We start from the raw sequence: 19,145 nt of genomic DNA on the forward strand, positions 1-19,145 counted from the left end.
TGCGGCCTCGGCTCGATGAACGTCTCTCTCACGTCAGCCCCTTCCTGGTGCCTGGAGGTCCGAGGCTCCGGATGGCGAACGGCCGCCGAAATGGCCGGCCCGGACTTCTCCCGCCGTTATGGATCAGCCGACCTGCTCGCTGATCCACTCCTGGAAAGCGCGGCTGATCGGGTTCTCCAATTTTCCTTCCGGAACAACGAGATAATAGCTGTTCTCAGTCTGCATCGGTCGATCGAGAACGATCCGCAGCGTGCCTGCGGCAAGTTCCTGTTCGATGAGATAGCGGGGCAAAAGGGCAAAACCGAGACCTGCGGCCGCCGCTTCGATGACCATGGAAAACTGATCGAAGCGATTGCCGCGATAGGCGCCATCGCTGTCGACGCCGTTCGCCTCGAACCATTGCCCCCAGAGCTTCGGCCTGGTCGCCAGATGCAAGAGCGGACTGCCGCCGATATCCTCCGGCGTTTCGATCGGCCTTGCGGCGCCGAGCGCCGGGCTTGCGACCGGCACGATGACCTCGCTGCAGAGATAGCTGCAGGCGGCGCGCGCCCAGACGGGCTGACCGTAGTGAATGGCGAGGTCGAAATTCTGCTCCTCGAAATCGAAGGGGGCGGAGCGGGAGGCGATGTTGAGGACCGTGCCGGGATGTCGTCTCAGGAAATCAGGCAGCCGCGGCACCAACCAGCGGCTGCCGAAGGTCGGCAGCGATGCGATCGAGAGGCTCGTTTCGGCGCGGGCCGAGGCCATCGCGCGCACCATCAGTTCCTCGGTCTGGTTGAGCAGGCGACGGACCTCCGGCAGGAGTTTCTGCCCCGCATCCGAGAGGATGACGCGCTGGCGCACCCGCTCGAAGAGAAGCACGCCGAGCTGCGTTTCCAGATCCTTGATCTGGCGGCTGACGGCGCTCTGCGTCAGGTTGAGTTCGGCGGCGGCCTGGGTGAAGCTGCCGTGGCGCGCAGCGCATTCGAAAGCCTGCAGCGTCGTCACGTCGGGAACCAGTCGGCGGCTCAACTTCATTCCGGCCTCGCATTAACATAGTCGGATGCAGCGCGATACATGGCCGCAGCGTTCCGATATAATTAAAAATAAGAATGATCTTGTCCTTCACCCTTAGCGCCAGGCGAGTCCCAGTGAAAGAGAATAGTTACGTTTCGGCCGACGATATCCGATCGGCCTTTTCCGCCGCGATGTCCGTCATGTACCGGGAAGAGGTTCCCGCCTACGGGACGCTGATGGAACTGGTCGAAACGGTGAATGCGGAGACGCTGTCCGCCGACGCGCAATTGAAGGAGCGCCTCACGGCGACCGATTCTCTCGAGCGCATCTCCGAGGAGCGGCACGGGGCGATCCGTCTCGGCACGCCCGCGGAGCTTTCGATGATGCGCCGTGTCTTTGCGGTGATGGGCATGTATCCGGTCGGCTACTACGATCTTTCGACGGCGGGCGTGCCGGTGCATTCCACCGCCTTCCGCCCTGTCGGCGAGGCCTCGCTGAAGCGCAACCCCTTCCGCGTCTTCACCTCGCTCCTGAGACTCGACCTGATCGCCGACGAGACCTTGCGCGCCGAGGCCGAGGCGAATCTCAAGGCGCGCCGCATATTCACGGAGGGAGCGGTCGAACTCACCGAAAAAGCCGAGTATGATGGCGGGCTGGACGAGGTGGACGCGAAACGCTTCGTCGCCGAAGTGCTCGAGACCTTCCGCTGGCACGACCGGGCCAATGTCTGCGCCGATCTTTACAAGCGGCTGCACGACGCCCACCGGTTGATCGCCGACGTCGTCTCCTTCAAGGGGCCGCACATCAACCACCTGACGCCGCGCACGCTCGACATCGACAAGGTGCAGGCGCTGATGCCGGACCATGGCATTGCGCCCAAGGCGGTGGTCGAAGGCCCGCCGACGCGCCGGTGCCCGATCCTGCTGCGCCAGACCTCCTTCAAGGCGCTCGAAGAGGCCGTGTCGTTCCGCGACGGCGATGGCTGGAAGGCCGGTTCCCACACGGCCCGCTTCGGCGAGATCGAACAGCGCGGCATTGCGCTGACGCCAAAGGGCCGCGGTCTTTACGATCGGCTGCTCGACCAATCGCGCAAAGTCGTTCGCCCCACGGCCGACGGTTCCAATGCCCGGGAGTACGAGGCAGCGCTTGCCGAAGTCTTCGCCGCCTTCCCCGATAGTTGGGCCGACATTCGCGAGGCGGGCCTCGGCTATTTCAGCTATTCTCTGACGGAGAAGGGCCGCCGGACGAAGCTTCCCGGCCGCCGTGACCTTGAGTCGCTGATCGCGGAGGGCCTCGTCCGGTTCGACCCGATCGTCTACGAAGACTTCCTTCCGGTCAGCGCCGCCGGTATCTTCCAGTCGAACCTCGGCGACGGCGCCCAGCAGGAATTCGTCGCAAGTCCGAACCAGCAACGCTTTGAGGCCGACCTTGGCGCCGCCGTGCTTAACGAATTCGATCACTATGCCGGCATCGAAAAGGCATCGATCGAAAGCTGCCTCACGGCGCTGACCACGGCAGTCGCAGCGGAATGATACGCCAACGATGATTGACGAGCACCATATCGACGCGCTGAAGGCCCTTCTTGGCGACAAGGGCGTCGTCACGCGTCAGAAGGACATGGAAGCCTACGAGACGGGCGCCCGCTACGACCGCGGGCGGGCCAGTGCCGTCCTGCGACCGGCGACGACGGCGGAGACGTCCGCGGCCGTCGGCTATTGCGTGCGCAATGGCCTCGCCCTCATTCCGCAATCCGGCAATACCGGCCTCGTTTCCGGCTCGACCCCGGATGAGACCGGCAGCGAGGTGATCCTCAGCCTCGATCGGCTGACCCGCCAGTTCGAAATCGACACGGACGACCGCTCGGTTCGCCTCGATGCGGGCTTTCACCTGTCGGATCTCAACCGGAGGCTAGAGGATCACGACCTGTTCTTCCCGATCGACCTCGGCGCCGATCCGCGGATCGGCGGGATGATTGCCACCAACACGGGTGGATCGCGCTTCCTGAAATATGGCGACGTCCGCCGCAACACGCTGGGGCTCAAAATAGTTCTTGCCGACGAGGCGGGGACCGTGCTCGACCTCGGTTGCAGCCTGCGCAAGAACAATACCGGCGTCGATTGGAAGCAGATATTCATCGGCACGTCCGGCGCCTTTGGCATCGTCACCGAATGCGTGCTCAATCTCGAACGCCTGCCGAAACAGACGGCGACGGCTTTCCTGGTGCCCTCGGGTGGCGCTCAAGTGCTGCCGCTGCTCAAGGCCATGGAGGAAAGGCTCGGCGCCTATCTCTCGGCCTTCGAAGGCATGTCGAAGAATGCGATCGCCGCGGCTTTCGCCCATGTACCGTCGCTGAAGAATCCCTTCCAGGGCGGAAACATCCCGGACTATGTGATCCTCGCCGAGATCTCCCGCACCTGGGCGCCGCGCGAGGGCGAGCAATCGCTCGACGCGGTGCTGGAAAGCGTTCTTGCGGAGATCTGGGAAATGGAGGACGCGCCGCTCGCCGACGCCTTCATCGGTCCGCCGCACGAGACCTGGGCGCTGCGCCATGCACTTTCGGAAGGGGTGAAACATCTCGGCAAGCTGATCGCCTTCGACCTTTCCTTCCGTCGGGGTGACATCATGGTCTTCTGCGACCATATGAAGGCGGAAATGCCGGCGCAATTTCCAGGCGTCATCATCTGCGATTTCGGCCATATCGGCGATGGCGGGGTGCACTTCAATCTGGTCGTGGAGAAGAATAGCCCGCTATTGGCCGAACCGGGTTTCGAGCAGCGCCTGCGCGAATGGGTCTTCGCCGTCGCGGTCGAGCAATACGGCGGCAGTTTCAGTGCGGAGCATGCGATCGGCCGCCGCAACCAGGCCTGGTACGATTTCTACACGCCGGAAAAACTGAAGCAAATGGCGGCCGGTCTCAAGCCGATCACCTCGCCGGGAAAGCTCGGCAGTGTGCGGTTCGGCTAGCGCACCAGCCCAAACGACAGGATCAAACGGGAGTCAGCACATGAATATTGCAGCCACGAAGCTCGACGTCGCCAAGGAGGCAGCCGCCCTCCTCGAAAAGTTGGGCGTTTCCAAGGAAGCTTACAGCGGCGGCGACATGCCGTCCTTCAGCCCGGTCACCGGCGAACAGATCGCAAGCCTCAAGACCGACTCGGCCGACGAAGCCGCGAAGAAGATCGAAAAGGCCGACGAAGCCTTCCGCGCCTGGCGCCTGGTGCCGGCGCCGAAGCGTGGCGAGCTCGTGCGCCTGCTCGGCGAAGAACTGCGCGCCTTCAAGGCCGACCTCGGCCGCCTTGTCTCGATCGAGGCCGGCAAGATCCCGTCCGAAGGTCTCGGCGAAGTGCAGGAGATGATCGATATCTGCGATTTCGCGGTTGGGCTCTCCCGCCAGCTATACGGGCTGACGATCGCCACGGAACGTCCCGGTCACCGCATGATGGAGACCTGGCATCCGCTCGGCGTCGTCGGCATCATCTCCGCCTTCAACTTCCCGGTCGCCGTCTGGTCGTGGAATGCGGCGCTGGCGCTCGTCTGCGGCGACGCCGTCGTCTGGAAACCGTCGGAGAAGACGCCGCTCACCGCGCTTGCCTGCCAGGCCATCCTGGAGCGCGCCTTCGCCCGCTTCGGCGATGCGCCGAAGGGTCTGTCACAGGTCCTGATCGGCGATCGGTCGATCGGCGAGGTGCTCGTCGACCATCCGAAGGTGCCGCTCGTCTCGGCGACCGGCTCCACCCGCATGGGGCGCGAGGTCGGTCCGCGGCTCGCCAAGCGCTTCGCCCGGGCGATCCTCGAACTCGGCGGCAACAATGCCGGCATCGTCTGCCCGACCGCCGATCTCGACATGGCGCTGCGCGCCATCGCCTTCGGTGCCATGGGCACCGCCGGTCAGCGCTGCACGACACTGCGCCGTCTGTTCGTGCATGAAAGCGTCTACGATCAGCTCGTGCCGCGGCTGAAGAAGGCCTACCAGTCTGTCTCTGTCGGCAATCCGCTGGAAAGCTCGGCCCTCGTGGGCCCTCTCGTCGACAAGGCCGCCTTCGACAGCATGCAGAAGGCAATCACGGAAGCGAAAGCCCATGGCGGCGGCGTCACCGGCGGCGAACGCGTCGATCTCGGCCATGAGAACAGCTACTATGTGAAGCCGGCCGTGGTCGAGATGCCGAAGCAGGAGGGTCCGGTTCTCGAAGAGACCTTCGCGCCGATCCTCTATGTCATGAAATATAGCGACTTCGATGCGGTGCTCGCCGAGCACAATGCCGTCGCGGCCGGACTTTCCTCATCGATCTTTACCCGCGACATGCAGGAGTCGGAGCGCTTCCTGGCGGCCGACGGCTCGGATTGCGGCATCGCCAACGTCAATATCGGCACCTCCGGTGCGGAAATCGGCGGCGCCTTCGGCGGCGAGAAGGAGACCGGCGGCGGCCGCGAATCCGGCTCCGACGCCTGGAAGGCCTATATGCGCAGGGCCACCAACACGGTGAACTATTCGAAGGCTCTGCCGTTGGCGCAAGGCGTCTCCTTCGATATCGAATAATTGGCTACATCGAATGATTGGCGAATAGGATCGGCCATGACCATCAATGCAACGGTCAAGGGGGCGGGATTTCGGCCCGCCTCGCGGATTTCCTCGATCGGTGTTTCAGAAATCCTGAAGATCGGCGCCCGCGCGGGTGCCATGAAGCGCGAAGGCAAGCCGGTGATCATCCTCGGCGCCGGCGAGCCGGATTTCGACACGCCGGACCACATCAAACAGGCCGCCTGGGAAGCGATCCAGCGCGGCGAGACGAAATACACGGCGCTCGACGGCACGCCGGAGCTCAAAGCGGCAATCCGCGAGAAATTCGAGCGCGAGAACGGCCTCGCCTATGGGCTGGACGAGATCACGGTTGGCACGGGCGCCAAGCAGATCCTGTTCAACGCCATGATGGCGACAGTCGATTCCGGCGACGAGGTGATCATCCCGACGCCCTACTGGACCTCCTATTCGGACATTGTTCAGATTTCGGGGGGCAGGCCGGTCCTGATCGCCTGCGATGCATCCTCGGGATTCCGGCTTACCGCCGAAAGGCTCGAGGCGGCGATCACGCCCCGGACGCGCTGGGTGCTCTTGAACTCGCCTTCCAATCCCTCGGGGGCAGCCTACGGCGCCGAGGACTACCGGCCGCTTCTCGACGTGCTGCTCAGGCACCCGCATGTCTGGCTGCTGGTCGATGACATGTACGAGCATATCGTCTATGACGACTTCCGTTTCGTGACACCCGCTCAGCTCGAGCCAAGGCTGAACGACCGCACGCTGACCGTCAACGGCGTATCGAAGGCCTATGCGATGACCGGCTGGCGGATTGGCTATGCCGGCGGCCCACGCGAGCTGATCAAGGCCATGGCGGTGGTGCAGAGCCAGTCGACCTCCTGCCCCTCCTCCGTCAGCCAGGCCGCCTCGGTCGCGGCGCTCAATGGCCCGCAGGACTTCCTGAAGGACCGCGCCGACAGCTTCAAGCGCCGCCGGGATCTCGTCGTCGCCGGCCTGAATGCAATCGACGGCCTCGACTGCCGCATCCCGGAAGGCGCCTTCTATACCTTCTCCGGCTGCGCCGGGATGCTCGGCAAGGTGACGCCCAATGGCAAGACGATCGAGACGGATGCGGATTTCTGCGCCTACCTGCTCGATGACGCGCATGTCGCCGTCGTCCCCGGCTCTGCATTCGGCCTCTCGCCGTTCTTCCGCATCTCCTATGCGACCTCGGAGGCAGAACTGAAGGAAGCGCTCACCCGCATCGCCGCCGCCTGCGGACGGCTTTCGTGATGGCGTAGTTTGCCCCTCTCCTCGGGTTTAACCCGAGGACTAGCCCTCTCCTCCGCGCGCCGGGAGCGGGGACCCCTCGCTGGTGTACAGACTCGGGATGAGGCGAGACAGTGCGGCAAGCCCCTTCTCCCCGCCTGCGGGAGAAGGTCGCGGCAGCGGGATGACGGGCTTTCCGTGCACCTCAAAAAGTCGGCGGCGTGCAGGCGCTGATCACCTCGCAGGGCACCGGCCCGACGCAGCGGAAGCGGTGCGGCCGGCGGCTTTCGAAATAATAGGCGTCGCCCGGCCCGAGAATGCGCCTTTCCCCGTCTACGGTCACCTCCAGCCGGCCCGAGAGCACGATGCCGCCCTCCTCGCCCTCGTGCACCAGCGGCACCTTGCCGGTATCCGCCCCCGGCTGATAGCACTCCTTCAGGATTTGCAGGCTGCGGCCGAAGAGATTGTCGCCGATCTGGCGGTAGGAAATCGGTCCCTTTCCGATCTCCACCAGTTCCTCGGCCGCGTAGAAGGCTTGGCGCGGCTTTTCCGGCTCGAAGGAGAAGAACTGCCGTCGAGAATGCGCTTCAAGGCGCCGACCGACGGGTTGGAGGCGTTAGACTCGATCAGCGAGATGGTGGAATTGGTGACGCCCGCGCGCTTGGCAAGTTCGCGTTGAGAGAGATTGTGCATGAGCCGCACATGGCGCAGGCGGTTGCCGATATCGACGCTCATTGCAAATCCCGTGTTGATCTTGTTTGAAATACCGAAACCCTACCATCACAGCATGAAGAAAAACAATAAGTTAGATCATCGAAGAAAAGGACTTGTTCGAGTATTCAAATCATGGCGTCAATCGCGCGACCACAGGAGGATGCCATGACCGCCCACATCAAGCCCAATGCTCCGGTTCTCGACAGCTACTGGATGCCCTTCACCGCCAACCGCCAGTTCAAGGCGGGACCCCGCCTGCTCGCATCGGCCGAAGGCATGCATTATACCAGCGTCGATGGCCGCAGGATCCTCGACGGTACTGCCGGCCTCTGGTGCGTCAATGCCGGCCACAGTCGTCGCCAGATCGCCGCGGCCGTCGAGCGCCAGCTGACGACGATGGACTATGCCCCCTCCTTCCAGATGGGCCATCCGATCGCCTTCGACTTTGCCGAGCGTCTCGCCGAAATTGCCCCGGGCGGTCCCGATGCCAGGCTAGACCGGATATTCTTCACCGGCTCAGGCTCGGAATCCGTGGACACGGCCTTGAAGATCGCGCTCGCCTATCAGCGCTCGATCGGCCAGGGCACGCGCACACGATTGATCGGCCGCGAGCGCGGCTATCACGGCGTCGGCTTCGGCGGCATTTCCGTCGGCGGCATCGTCAACAATCGCCGGGTCTTCCCGCAGCTTCCCGGTTCCGGTCATCTGCGTCACACCCATGATCCTGCCAGGAATGCCTTCGTCAAGGGCCAGCCGGAGCATGGCGCCGAACTCGCCGACGATCTCGAAAGGCTGGTGGCGCTGCATGGCGCCGAGACGATCGCCGCCTGCATCGTCGAGCCCGTCGCCGGTTCGACCGGCGTGCTGATCCCGCCGAAGGGCTATCTCGAAAGGCTGCGGGCGATCTGCGACAAACACTGCATCCTGTTGATCTTCGACGAGGTGATCACCGGCTTCGGCCGCCTCGGTGCCGCCTTCGCAACCGATTATTTCGGCGTGACGCCGGATATCGTCACCACCGCCAAGGGCCTCACCAATGGCGCGATCCCGATGGGGGCCGTCTTCGCCAGCCGTAAGGTGCACGACGCGCTGATGCATGGGCCGAAAGGCCAGATCGAGCTCTTTCACGGCTACACCTATTCCGGCCATCCGGCCGCCTGCGCCGCCGGCATCGCCACGCTTGACATCTATCGCGACGAAGGCCTGATGACGCGCGCCGCGGAACTGCAGGAGGACTGGCATTCGGCCATCCATTCGCTGAAAGGCCTGCCGAACGTCATCGACATCCGCACCATCGGCCTGATCGCCGGCATCGAGCTCACACCGCGCGACGGCGCGCCCGGCGCCCGCGCCTATGACGTCTTCGTCGACTGCTTCGAGAAGGGGCTGATGATCCGCGTCACCGGCGACATCATCGCCTTCTCGCCGCCGCTGATCGCCGAGAAGAGCCATATCGGCGAGATCGTCTCGATCCTCGGTGAGGCGCTGAAGCGGGCGAAGTAGTAGGATGGGCGACTCGGGAATGATCGCTGCGGGCGCTTAACCCCTCCCACCTGTGAGAGGGGCATTCACGCCATGCCTGAAGCGGCTCACCGTACCAAAATCGCCCGGAAATCATTGACATTCGTGCCCGTCGGCCCGGGCACGAACAGGTCTCCGCTCACCGAAAAGGCGGACCAGGCGTCGTGGCCGGCGAGATGGGCACGCGGGTCGATGCCTGCCGCGCGCATGCGGGCGATGCTCGCCCCATCGACAAAGGCACCGGCATTGTCTTCCGAGCCGTCGATGCCGTCCGTGTCGGCGGCAAGCGCATCGATCCCGGCAACGCCGTCGATGTCCAGCGCCAGCGACAGCAGAAGCTCGCTGTTGCGCCCGCCCTTGCCGTAGAGGTCGCCGGAAATGGTGACCGTGGTCTCGCCGCCGGAAAGCAGCACGACGGGTTTTGTAAACGGACGGTTCCGTGCGACCACCTCGCGCGCCAGCGCCGCATGCATGCGGCCGATGTCGCGCGCCTCGCCCTCGATCGCGTCCGAGAGAATGACCGCCTCGATGCCCGCCTCGCGGGCGCGCGCCGCAGCCGCCTCGAGCGACACGGCCGCGGAGGCGATCACATGGACCTCGTTGCCGGCAAAGGCACGGTCATCCGGGCTCGGCGCGCGGGCGGCATCGGAGGCGAGGTGCGCCATCACCCTCTCCGGCAAGGTCAGGGCGTATCGGGCAACGATAGCGCGCGCTTCCTCGAGGCTCGACCGGTCCGGCACCGTCGGCCCGGAGGCGACGAAGGCCGGGTTGTCGCCGGGGACGTCGGAAACGACGAGGCTGACGACCCGTGCCGGCGATGCCGCCAGGGCGAGCCGTCCGCCCTTGATGCGGGAAATATGTTTGCGGACGACGTTCATCGCCGAAATCGGCGCCCCGGAGGCAAGCAGCGCCCGGTGGACGGCGATCTCGTCCTCAAGCGTCAGGCCCTCGGGCGGCGCCGGCAATAGCGCCGAACCGCCGCCGGAGATCAGCGCCACCACGAGATCGTCTTCGGCCAGCCCTTCCACCCGTTCGATGAGCGCCGAAGAGGCGACGAGCCCTGCCTCGTCCGGCACCGGATGCGCCGATTGCAGCACCTTGATGCGCTTGCATGCCTCGATCGGTCCGTGCCGGGCGACGACAACGCCCTCGAGCGGACCGTCCCAGAGCCGCTCGAAGGCCGCCGCCATCTGGCTTGCCGCCTTGCCGGCGCCGACAACGATCGTCCGCCCCCTTGGTCGCGCCGGCAGATGCGCGCGGATGGCGGCCTCGGGATCCGCCGCCGTGACGGCGGCTTGGAAGAGGGCGGTCAGAAAGGAACGCGGCTCGATCAACGTCATCAAATCAAATCCGGGTTGGTTACGGGATAATGTCTCAGATCCTATTCGATCTAAGGATGAATTCGGCAGCAAGTTAAAGCGCTGCAGCGACCTTCGCGCGTCTGAACGAGACATTACAGCGCCGCGCGTCTTATGAGACGTGCAAAGGTCGCTGTAGCAATTTGAATTGCTGCATGTCTTTGCCCTTTAATCGACGTCGATTAAAGGAGACATGCAGTAGGCGCCGTAGCCCGAAAATGGAGACGACTCCGTCGCCGCGGCCCCGCCGCCCTCAGCGCAATTCGGCGCGAGCGCGCGGCCTGGTGTCGTTGCGCTCGTGCTGGAATACCGCCGGCGGCAGCGGCGGCAGCCCGCGGATGATGTCTGCCCCCTTCTCGCCCACCATGATCGTCGGGCCGTTGGTGTTGCAGGAGGGCACCCGCGGCATGACCGAGCTGTCGCAGACGCGAAGCCCCTCGATCCCACGGACCCGGAGCTCGGGATCGACGACGGCCAGGGCATCGGTCCCCATCTTGCAGGTGCCGACCGGGTGATGGTCGGTCTTGGCGTTGGCGCAGCCATAATCGAAGAGCTGCTGTTCGGTCCCGATCTCCGGCCCCGGCAGCCGTTCGGCCAGGACGAAAGGCTTGAGTGCGGGCTGCTGCATGATCTCGCGTGCGATCCTGAGGCCCTCGAGGGACATTTCGCGGTCGTGCGGATCCTCCCAGTAGTTTGGGTCGATCAGCGGTGCCGCGTTCGGATCGGCGGAGGAAAGCCGCACAGTGCCGCGCGAGCGCGGATGCAGATAGGCGGAATTGAGGGTGACGCCGGCATTCCTGAGCCGGGCGACGCCCGCCTCAATGCCCGAGCCGAGGCCGAGATGAAACTGGATATCCGGCGAGCGGGCGTCCGGGTCCGCATACCAGAAGCCGCCGGTCTCGAAGAGCGAAGAGGCGACGGGACCGGTGCGGAACAGCACATATTGCAGCCCGGCCCAAAGAGTGCGGTGCAGCTTCGCCACACTGTCATAGGTGTGGTCGCCGGTGCATTCTGAGATGACGAACAGGTCGAGGTGGTCCTGGAGATTGCCGCCGACGCCGGGGAGATCGTGCCGCACCTCAACGCCGACCGAGCGCAGGTGATCGGCCGGGCCGATGCCGGATTGCAGAAGCAGCTTCGGCGATCCGATAGCGCCCGAGGTGACGAGCACCTCGCGCTCGGCCCGGATGGTTTCGATGCCCTTGTCCATCAGGACTTCGACGCCGACTGCGCGCCGGCCTTCGAGCAGAACGCGAGCGACCCGGGCACCCGTGCGCACCGTCAGGTTCTTCCGTTCCTTGATCGGCGCCAGGTAGGCGAGCGAAGCCGAGGAGCGCCGGCGATTACGCTGGGTCAGTTGGTAGAAGCCGATCCCCGCCTGCCGGCTGCCATTGAAATCAGGATTGTAGGGGATGCCGAGCTCCTGGCCGGCGCGGATATAGGCCTCGCAGATCGGCAGCGCCGAGACCGGCATCGACACGCCGAGCGGCCCGCCATAGGCATGGTAATCGTCGGCAAAGCGCTCATTGTCCTCGGCGCGCTTGAAATAGGGGAGCACGCTGCGATAGTCCCAGCCGCTGCAACCGTCCTCGCTTGCCCAGCGATCGTAGTCGACCGCGTTGCCGCGCGTATAGAGCTGCGCATTGATCGACGAGCCGCCACCGATCACTTTCGCCTGGGTGTAGCGCAGCACTCTGCCGTTCATGTGCTTTTGCGGCACCGTTTGCCAGCCCCAACTCGCCACGCCCTTGGTCATCTTCGCAAAGCCCGCCGGCATGTGGAACAGCGGGTTCCAGTCGCCGCCGCCGGCCTCGAGGAGCAGCACCTTGACCGTCGGATCCTCGCTCAAGCGGTTGGCCAGCACGCAGCCGGCAGGTCCGGCACCAGTGATGATGTAGTCGTAGCGCATTCAATTCGTCCTCAAGCTCCGCGCTTGCCGCGCGCGATCATTTAGGTTCATTGCAGCTTGGCCGCTTGGCTGCCCCTCACAGCCGTCCGATCGACAACCCGCCATCCGCCTGGATCACCGAGCCGGTGGCGAAGCCGAACCTGCCGCTTGCGAGCCCGGCAACGATATTGCCGATATCGTCCGGCTCGCCCCAGCGCCGCATCGGCACCAGGCCGCCGGCAATCAGGCCGTCGTATTTGGCGGAAACCGTTGCCGTCATGTCGGAGCGGATGATGCCGGGGCGGACCTCGAAGACGGCGATGCCGGTCTCGGCAAGCCGCAGCGCCAGCCCCTGGCTGAAGGCGGCGAGTCCCGCCTTGCTCATGCAATAGTCGAGCCGTTCCGGCGAGCTCATCGCCGCCGACACCGAGGTTATGTTGACGATCGAACGCGGCGCGACGGCTTGCGCGGCAAGCATCGCCTTCACGACCGCCTGGGTGAAGAAGACGGTGCCACGCAGATTGACGCCGATGATCGCGTCGAAATTCTCAGGCCTCAAGTCGAGGAAATCGCCGCGCACGACGGAGGCGATGCCGGCATTGTTGACGAGGCAATCGATCCGGCCGAACGCATCGACCACTGCGTCGACGGTCGCGTGATGGGTTCCGATATCGGCGAGATCCGCCCGCAGGAAGATCGCGCGCGCCCCGAGCGCCTCGAGATCGGCAATCGCCGGGTCGACCCCCTCCGCATCGCCGATGCCGGTAATGGCGATGTCGAAGCCGCTTGCCGCCAGCGCGCGGGCGATGCCGAGCCCTATGCCGCGCCGGCCGCCGGTGACGATCGCGATCGGACGTGCCGCTTCCGTCATGACCGGATCTCCTCCCTGGCGATATGATCGGCGACGCGCAACGCCTGGGCGGCGACCGTCAGCGCCGGATTGACAGCCGCTGAAGTCGGCAGGAAGCCGGCATCGACGACGAAAAGATTGGGATGATCGAAGGCGCGGCAGTAGGTGTCGAGCGGCGCCTTTTCCGGATCATTACCGATCCGGACCGTTCCGCATTGATGCGATGGCGTGCGCTTGTCGAAGGCGCGCGCCAGCACGACCGGAAAACCTGCCTGCCGGAGCACGGCCTTGAGCTTGGCGACGAGCTTCAGATGCGCCTGCCAGTTGGTGCGCACCCATTGCAGGACGATGCGCTCGCCATCGACCGTGACCCGGCTTTCCGGCGACGGCAGGTCCTCGCTCATGGCGTAGAAGTCGATGGCGCGGGCTGAAACCCGGTCCAGCAGCCATTCCGGCGTCGAACGCAAATTCGCCTTGAGGATTGCGCCGGAGACGCGGCCGAGAAGCTGGATATTGCCCAGCGGCGGCCCGCCGCCGCCGTCCGACAGATAGAAATCATTGAGCCCGAAGGTCTTCTGGTAGACGGAATCGTTGCGGTACCAGGGACTGACCGCAATGACCGCGCTCGAATTGTGGTTCATGAAATTGCGGCCGACCTGGTCGGAGCGGTTGGCGAGACCGGCGGGATTGCGCTCGTCGGCCGAGCGCAACAGGAGCACGGCCGACTGGACGGCGCCCGCCGAAAGGACGACGATTTTCGGCGTCACCCGTTGCTCCGTACCGCCCTCTAGATAGTGCACCGTCTCGATCGCCTTGCCGTCGGGCGCGGTGGAAAGTCGGGTCACGCGCGATCCGGTCTGCAGCCGCACATTCGGAAATTCGAGCGCCTTCGCCAGCGCCGCGGTTTCGGCGTCCATCTTTCCGTCGAAACTGTTCGGATGTGCGTCCCAGGGCGTTTTGCCCTTGGCGAGCCAACGATCGATGTCGACCCCGAGCGGCAACGAATAGGGATGCAGGCCGAGCCCCCGCAAGCGCTCGCGCACCTTGGCGATTGCCGGCTCGTCCGGCACCGGCCGATGTGGATAGTCGTTCGAGTGCGGGGGCTCGGTCGGATCCTCGCCGAGGCACCCGCGCACCTGGTATAGCTCTTCGGCCTTCGCATACCACGGCTCGAGTTCCTCATATCGAAAAGGCCACGCCGGCGAGATGCCATCAAGATGGATCATCTCCTCGAAATCCTCACGTCGGTAGCGGGTGAGTACCGCACCGTAGAACTTCGAATTGCCGCCGACATTGTAGTAGTTTCCGGGATTGAAGCCGGGGCCGCCCGCCTCGTACCAAGTCTCCTTCGGTCGGAATCGGCCGCGCTGGAAGATCGCCCGCTGATCGCGGTTTTCCGGCCGGTCCTCGATATGGCCACCCGCTTCCAGGATGAGGATTTCCGCACCCGAAGGGGCAAGACCCGCCGCGACGGTGGCGCCGCCGATACCCGAACCGATGATGACGACATCCGGCTCTCTCACCGCGGCCGCGCTCATGCGATGCGATTCTCGCTCTCGGGATCGAAGAAGACCGCCTTGTCGAGATTGAAGGCAAGGCGCGACGTCTGGCCGGGGGCGATGCGGGCATCGGCCCGGAGCCGGGCGATGATCTCCTTGCCGCCGAGCCGGGTGACGGCAAAGGTGTCGGAGCCGGCCGGCTCGACCACTTCAATCAGGCAGTCGCCTTCGGCGACGAACTTCGCATTGCGGTCGGCGCCGTCCGGATCGGTCAGCGCCTCCGGACGGATACCGAAGACGACCTGTCTGCCGGCATAAGCGGACAGCGCGCCGTCATGCGGCACGGGAAGCCTCAGTGGTTCGGCATTCGGCCGCTCCAGCGCCACGGCGACCTGGGCGCCCTGGGTCTCGACGCGGACGCTCAGCAGGTTCATCGCTGGCGAGCCCATGAAATCGGCGACGAACATGTTGGCCGGGTTATTGTAGATCTCCGCCGGCGTGCCGAACTGCTGCAGCACGCCGTCCTTGAGCACCGCGATCTTGGTCGCAAGCGTCATCGCCTCGATCTGGTCATGCGTCACATAGACGATCGTCGTCTTCATGCGGCCGTGCAGGCGCTTGATCTCGGTGCGCATGTCGACGCGCAGCTTGGCATCGAGGTTCGACAGCGGCTCGTCGAAAAGGAAGACCTGCGGTTCGCGCACGAGCGCCCGTCCCATGGCGACGCGCTGACGCTGGCCGCCGGAGAGCTGGCTCGGCTTGCGGTCGAGCAGGTGGCCGATCTGCAGCATGTCGGCGACCTGCTTAATGGCCTTGTCGCGTTCCTCCTTCGGCACGCCACGGATCTCCATGCCGAAGGCAATGTTGCCGGCGACCGTCATGTTCGGATAGAGCGCGTAGGACTGGAACACCATGGCGATGTCGCGCTTCGACGGGTGCAGGCCCGAGACCGAGCGGCCGTTGATGGCGATGTCGCCGGAGCTGATCGGCTCCAGCCCCGCAATCGTGTTCAGAAGGGTCGACTTGCCGCAGCCGGAGGGGCCGACGAGCACGAGGAAGCCGCCCTCCTCGATCTCGAGGCTGATGTCCTTCAGGATCTCGAGCGAGCCGTAGGACTTGCGCAGGTTGCTGATCTTCAGGAATGACATGGGCTTATCCTTTCACGGCGCCGGACATCAGCCCGCGAACGAAGTAGCGGCCCGACACGATATAGACGATGAGCGTTGGCAGGGCGGCGAGGATCGCGCCGGCGAAGTGGACGTTGTATTCCTTGACCCCGGTCGAGGAGCTGACGAGATTGTTGAGCGCGACCGTCATCGGGGTCGAGAAGGGGCCGGAGAAGGAAGCGCCGAACAGGAAGTCGTTCCAGATATTGGTGAACTGCCAGATGACCGAGACGACGATGATCGGTCCGGAGGACGGCAGCATGATGCGCCGGAAGATCTGGAAGAAGCCGGCGCCGTCGATCTGCGCCGCACGCACCAGTTCGGTCGGAAACGCCTCGTAGTAATTGCGGAAATAGAGCGTCGTGAAGCCGATGCCGTAGACCACATGGACGAGGATCAGCCCGGAGATCGAGCCGGCAAGGCCGAGAATGCCGAGAATCCGCGCCATAGGGATCAGCACGATCTGGAACGGGATGAAGCAGGAAAGCAGCAGCATGCCGAAGAAGATGTTCGCGCCGGGGAAGCGCCACTTGGTCAGCACATAGCCGTTTAGCGCACCAATGATGGTCGAGATCGCCACGGCCGGAACGACCATCAGGATCGAGTTGATGAAGAACGGGCGAAGGCCGGTCGGCTGCACGCCGATCTGCGCCGTCGACCAGGCGGAAAGCCATGGCTCGATCGTCCAGGTCTCAGGCAGGTTCAGCATGCCGCCGCGGCGGATCTCGTCGAGCGGCTTCAGAGAGTTCACGACCATCACATAAAGCGGCAGCAGCGAGTAGAGCGCGAAGAGGACCAGCGCCAGGTATATCAGCGCCCGTGTCAGCCGGTTGTGCGAGATGACATTTTCTGGACTGGGAGCGCCCATCAGCGTTTTCCTCCCCGAACTTCGGAATAGAGATAGGGAATGATGATCGAGAAGATCATCACCATCATGATGATCGCCGACGAGGCGCCGATCGCCATCTGGTTGCGCGTGAAAGTGTAGGAATACATGAAGGTCGCCGGCAGTTCTGTCGCCTGGCCCGGCCCGCCGCCGGTGAGCGCTATGATGAGGTCGTAGGCCTTGATCGCGAGATGGGCGAGAACGACGAAGGCCGAGAGGAAGACCGGACGCATCAGCGGAATGATGATGCGCCGATAGATGGTCGGCGTCGTCGCCCCGTCGATCTGGGCGGCTTTGATGATCTCGTTGTCGACGCCGCGAAGGCCCGCCAGGAACATCGCCATGATGAAGCCGGTCGATTGCCAGACGGCGGCGATGACGACGCAATAGATCGCGAAGTTGCGGTCCTTGATCCAGTCGAATGAGAAACTCTCCCAGCCCCAGAGGTGCATGGTGTTCTCGAGCCCGATGCCGGGGTCGAGGAACCATTTCCAGGCCGTTCCCGTGACGATGAAGGAGAGCGCCATCGGGTAGAGATAGATCGGCCTGAGGAGCCCCTCCGCCCGGATCTTCTGGTCGAGCAGGATGGCGAGCGCCAGGCCCAGGATCGAGCAGATCGCGATGTAGAGGGTCGCGAAGATCGCCAGATTGCTGATCGCCCGCCACCAGTGTGGCAGGGCCCAGAGCCTCGAATAATTGCTCAAGCCGACGAAATCATAGGAGGGCAGCATGCGGCTGTTCGTCATCGACAGGAAGCCGGTATAGACGATGAAGCCGTAGACGAAGACCAGGACTATCAGAAAGCTGGGGGCAAGCACGAGCTTCGGCAGAAGCTCCTGCAGCCGGGCGCGGCTATCCATGTTCGTTACCACCGTTGACGCATTGTTTCGTTCAAACCGCCCGAATACCCCTCACCTGGCTCTCTCCTCCACTGTGCAGAGAGCACCGGGCATCAACCCGCGACCTGAGGGACACGAGGGCACTGGAGCTTGCCGCGGGTCCTTCTCCCCGCGCGCGGGGAGAAGGTGCCGGTCCACCCTCCGCAGCTGCTGCGGAGGACGGGCAGGCGGATGAGGGGCAGTGACCGCCCCTACTTCGCCGCCTCGACAGCCGAGACGAGCTCCTCGACCGCTTCCTCCGAGTTGATCTCGCCGTTGAAGTGACGGGTCACCACGTCATAGATGGCGTTCTTGACGGAGGCCGGATTGGCATGGCCATGCGCCATTGAGCCGTAAAGCGTGCCGTTCGCATTGGCCTCTGCAAGGTCCTTGATGCCTTTCTTGCCGCAGTCGTCGAAATCGGTGTCCGGAACGTCGGTGCGGGCTGGTACCGAACCCTTGACCACGTTGAAGGCTGACTGGAAGGTCGGGCTTTCGATCGCCGAGGCCATCGCCAGCTGCGCCGGGACCTTTTCTTCTGAGACCTTGAACATCGCGAACTGGTCGGAGTTGAAGGTGACCGAGCCTTGCGTTCCGGGGAAGCGGATGCAGACGAAGTCCTCGCCCGGCTTCTTGCCGGCCTTCAGGAACTCGCCCTTCGCCCAGTCGCCCATGAACTGCAGGCCGGCCTTGTCCTCGATCACCATCGACGAGGCGAGATTCCAGTCGCGGCCGGAGAAGTTGTCGTCCACATAGGAGCGGAGCTTCGTCATCCGGTCGAAAGCCTCCTTCATCTTGTCGCCGCCGAGTGCTGCCGGATCGAGGTCGATGAAGGCTTGCTTGTAGAAGTCGTTGCCGAGCGAGAGTACGACCGCGTCGAAGATCGTCGCGTCCTGCCAAGCCTGGCCGCCATGGGCAACGGGCGTGATGCCCTGCTCCTTGAAATTGTCGAGCAGTGCGATCAGCTCCTCCCAGGTCGTCGGCTCCTTGCCCCCGGCCTTGTCGAGCGCCGCCTTGTTGATCCACACCCAGTTGGTCGAATGGACGTTCACCGGAGCGGCGATCCAGTGGCCGTCATATTTCGAGAACTGCTGTAGCGCGCCCGGGATGACCTTCTCCCAGCCCTCCTTTGCGGCCACCTCGTCGAGATTGCCGAGCGCGCCTTCCTTGGCCCAGTCGAGAATGTCGAAGCCGAGCATCTGCACTGCCGTCGGCGCGTTTCCGGAGGTGACGCGCGCGCGCAATACCGTCATCGCCTCCGTGCCGCCGCCGCCGGCGACCGGCATGTCCGTCCAGCCGATGCCCTTGCTTTCCAGATCCTTCTTCAGAACGTCGAGTGCCGCCGCCTCGCCGCCGGACGTCCACCAGTGCAGCACTTCCACATTCTCGGCTGCACGCGCGGCGGTCGCCGCGAACATCAAAGCCGCAACCGCTGTCGTCGTCATCAACTTGCGCATCGTTTTCCTCCCGTTTGCAAGTTACCGAAGCGGGGAATCTCCGCCCGCCTACTCTTTCCTTGCCGCCCCCGCTCGTTTCCGGCGGGACGGCATCGCCCGCGGCTTCTGCCGCAAGCCTAATCAAGATGTTACACCCTTTCCCCGGTCAGG

At 64.3% G+C, this 19,145-nt stretch carries 14 protein-coding genes and 1 pseudogene; 5 read left to right on the forward strand and 10 right to left on the reverse strand.

All coding sequences use genetic code 11. From position 1 onward, the window contains the following. Nucleotides 1-123 precede the first annotated feature (123 nt). The gene (locus AC4P1R_RS15135; RefSeq protein ID WP_151611780.1) at nt 124-1,017 is read right to left on the reverse strand and encodes a LysR family transcriptional regulator; all 894 of its coding nucleotides are present in this window, start codon (nt 1,015-1,017) and stop codon (nt 124-126) included. A gap of 113 nt (nt 1,018-1,130) precedes the next feature. On the opposite strand from AC4P1R_RS15135, the gene hglS reads away from it, so the two are divergent. From hglS to AC4P1R_RS15155, 4 genes are read left to right on the forward strand one after another with little or no spacing between them, the layout of a single operon-like run. Beyond that, on the forward strand, nt 1,131-2,528 hold the full coding sequence (gene hglS / locus AC4P1R_RS15140; RefSeq protein ID WP_492177162.1) for a 2-oxoadipate dioxygenase/decarboxylase HglS: 1,398 nt from the start codon (nt 1,131-1,133) through the stop codon (nt 2,526-2,528). Between the two features lie 10 nt (nt 2,529-2,538). Next, nucleotides 2,539-3,960, forward strand: a complete 1,422-nt coding sequence (locus AC4P1R_RS15145; protein ID WP_492177163.1) for an FAD-binding oxidoreductase — start codon at nt 2,539-2,541, stop codon at nt 3,958-3,960. A 40-nt stretch (nt 3,961-4,000) separates the two neighbouring features. Then, on the forward strand, nt 4,001-5,533 hold the full coding sequence (amaB, locus tag AC4P1R_RS15150) for an L-piperidine-6-carboxylate dehydrogenase (RefSeq protein ID WP_492177164.1): 1,533 nt from the start codon (nt 4,001-4,003) through the stop codon (nt 5,531-5,533). Nucleotides 5,534-5,569: 36 nt separating this feature from the next. Further along, entirely contained in the window at nt 5,570-6,802 is a 1,233-nt protein-coding gene (locus tag AC4P1R_RS15155) for a pyridoxal phosphate-dependent aminotransferase (RefSeq protein ID WP_225192046.1), read from the forward strand. A gap of 181 nt (nt 6,803-6,983) precedes the next feature. Here AC4P1R_RS15155 and AC4P1R_RS15160 read toward each other — a convergent pair. Next, a pseudogene (locus AC4P1R_RS15160) lies at nt 6,984-7,513 on the reverse strand (cupin domain-containing protein). 144 nt (nt 7,514-7,657) lie between these two features. On the opposite strand from AC4P1R_RS15160, the gene aptA reads away from it, so the two are divergent. Then, nucleotides 7,658-8,995, forward strand: a complete 1,338-nt coding sequence (aptA, locus tag AC4P1R_RS15165) for an omega-aminotransferase AptA (protein WP_151611785.1) — start codon at nt 7,658-7,660, stop codon at nt 8,993-8,995. Nucleotides 8,996-9,081: 86 nt separating this feature from the next. Here aptA and AC4P1R_RS15170 read toward each other — a convergent pair whose 3' ends face one another. From AC4P1R_RS15170 to AC4P1R_RS15205, 8 genes are all read right to left on the reverse strand, one after another. Next, nucleotides 9,082-10,353, reverse strand: a complete 1,272-nt coding sequence (locus AC4P1R_RS15170) for a glycerate kinase type-2 family protein (protein ID WP_069458840.1) — start codon at nt 10,351-10,353, stop codon at nt 9,082-9,084. 271 nt (nt 10,354-10,624) lie between these two features. Beyond that, complete coding sequence (locus tag AC4P1R_RS15175) at nt 10,625-12,280, reverse strand: GMC family oxidoreductase (protein WP_151611786.1); 1,656 nt, start codon at nt 12,278-12,280, stop codon at nt 10,625-10,627. A 76-nt stretch (nt 12,281-12,356) separates the two neighbouring features. Next, nucleotides 12,357-13,130, reverse strand: a complete 774-nt coding sequence (locus AC4P1R_RS15180; RefSeq protein ID WP_069458842.1) for a 3-ketoacyl-ACP reductase — start codon at nt 13,128-13,130, stop codon at nt 12,357-12,359. Continuing rightward, the gene (locus AC4P1R_RS15185) at nt 13,127-14,647 is read right to left on the reverse strand and encodes a GMC oxidoreductase (RefSeq protein ID WP_151611787.1); all 1,521 of its coding nucleotides are present in this window, start codon (nt 14,645-14,647) and stop codon (nt 13,127-13,129) included. Before AC4P1R_RS15185 ends, AC4P1R_RS15180 begins: the two co-directional genes overlap by 4 nt. Then, complete coding sequence (locus AC4P1R_RS15190; protein WP_069458844.1) at nt 14,644-15,756, reverse strand: ABC transporter ATP-binding protein; 1,113 nt, start codon at nt 15,754-15,756, stop codon at nt 14,644-14,646. Before AC4P1R_RS15190 ends, AC4P1R_RS15185 begins: the two co-directional genes overlap by 4 nt. A 4-nt stretch (nt 15,757-15,760) precedes the next feature. After that, on the reverse strand, nt 15,761-16,642 hold the full coding sequence (locus AC4P1R_RS15195) for a carbohydrate ABC transporter permease (protein ID WP_151611788.1): 882 nt from the start codon (nt 16,640-16,642) through the stop codon (nt 15,761-15,763). Beyond that, nucleotides 16,642-17,520 (reverse strand): carbohydrate ABC transporter permease, encoded by an 879-nt coding sequence (locus AC4P1R_RS15200; RefSeq protein ID WP_069458846.1) that lies wholly within the window; start codon nt 17,518-17,520, stop codon nt 16,642-16,644. Before AC4P1R_RS15200 ends, AC4P1R_RS15195 begins: the two co-directional genes overlap by 1 nt. A 230-nt stretch (nt 17,521-17,750) precedes the next feature. Next, the gene (locus tag AC4P1R_RS15205) at nt 17,751-18,995 is read right to left on the reverse strand and encodes an ABC transporter substrate-binding protein (protein ID WP_069458847.1); all 1,245 of its coding nucleotides are present in this window, start codon (nt 18,993-18,995) and stop codon (nt 17,751-17,753) included. Between the last annotated feature and the right edge of the window lie 150 nt (nt 18,996-19,145).

The organism is Sinorhizobium sp. Y406 (genome assembly GCF_058732025.1).

Excerpts from the sequence above, each read along its gene's own strand:
- AC4P1R_RS15135 (WP_151611780.1), bottom strand. The coding sequence starts at position 1,017 with ATGAAGTTGAGCCGCCGACTGGTTCCCGACGTGACGACGCTGCAGGCT.
- AC4P1R_RS15145 (WP_492177163.1), top strand. The coding sequence starts at position 2,539 with ATGATTGACGAGCACCATATCGACGCGCTGAAGGCCCTTCTTGGCGAC.
- amaB (WP_492177164.1), top strand. The coding sequence starts at position 4,001 with ATGAATATTGCAGCCACGAAGCTCGACGTCGCCAAGGAGGCAGCCGCC.
- AC4P1R_RS15155 (WP_225192046.1), top strand. The coding sequence starts at position 5,570 with ATGACCATCAATGCAACGGTCAAGGGGGCGGGATTTCGGCCCGCCTCG.
- aptA (WP_151611785.1), top strand. The coding sequence starts at position 7,658 with ATGACCGCCCACATCAAGCCCAATGCTCCGGTTCTCGACAGCTACTGG.
- AC4P1R_RS15170 (WP_069458840.1), bottom strand. The coding sequence starts at position 10,353 with ATGACGTTGATCGAGCCGCGTTCCTTTCTGACCGCCCTCTTCCAAGCC.
- AC4P1R_RS15175 (WP_151611786.1), bottom strand. The coding sequence starts at position 12,280 with ATGCGCTACGACTACATCATCACTGGTGCCGGACCTGCCGGCTGCGTG.
- AC4P1R_RS15180 (WP_069458842.1), bottom strand. The coding sequence starts at position 13,130 with ATGACGGAAGCGGCACGTCCGATCGCGATCGTCACCGGCGGCCGGCGC.
- AC4P1R_RS15185 (WP_151611787.1), bottom strand. The coding sequence starts at position 14,647 with ATGAGCGCGGCCGCGGTGAGAGAGCCGGATGTCGTCATCATCGGTTCG.
- AC4P1R_RS15190 (WP_069458844.1), bottom strand. The coding sequence starts at position 15,756 with ATGTCATTCCTGAAGATCAGCAACCTGCGCAAGTCCTACGGCTCGCTC.
- AC4P1R_RS15195 (WP_151611788.1), bottom strand. The coding sequence starts at position 16,642 with ATGGGCGCTCCCAGTCCAGAAAATGTCATCTCGCACAACCGGCTGACA.
- AC4P1R_RS15200 (WP_069458846.1), bottom strand. The coding sequence starts at position 17,520 with ATGGATAGCCGCGCCCGGCTGCAGGAGCTTCTGCCGAAGCTCGTGCTT.
- AC4P1R_RS15205 (WP_069458847.1), bottom strand. The coding sequence starts at position 18,995 with ATGCGCAAGTTGATGACGACGACAGCGGTTGCGGCTTTGATGTTCGCG.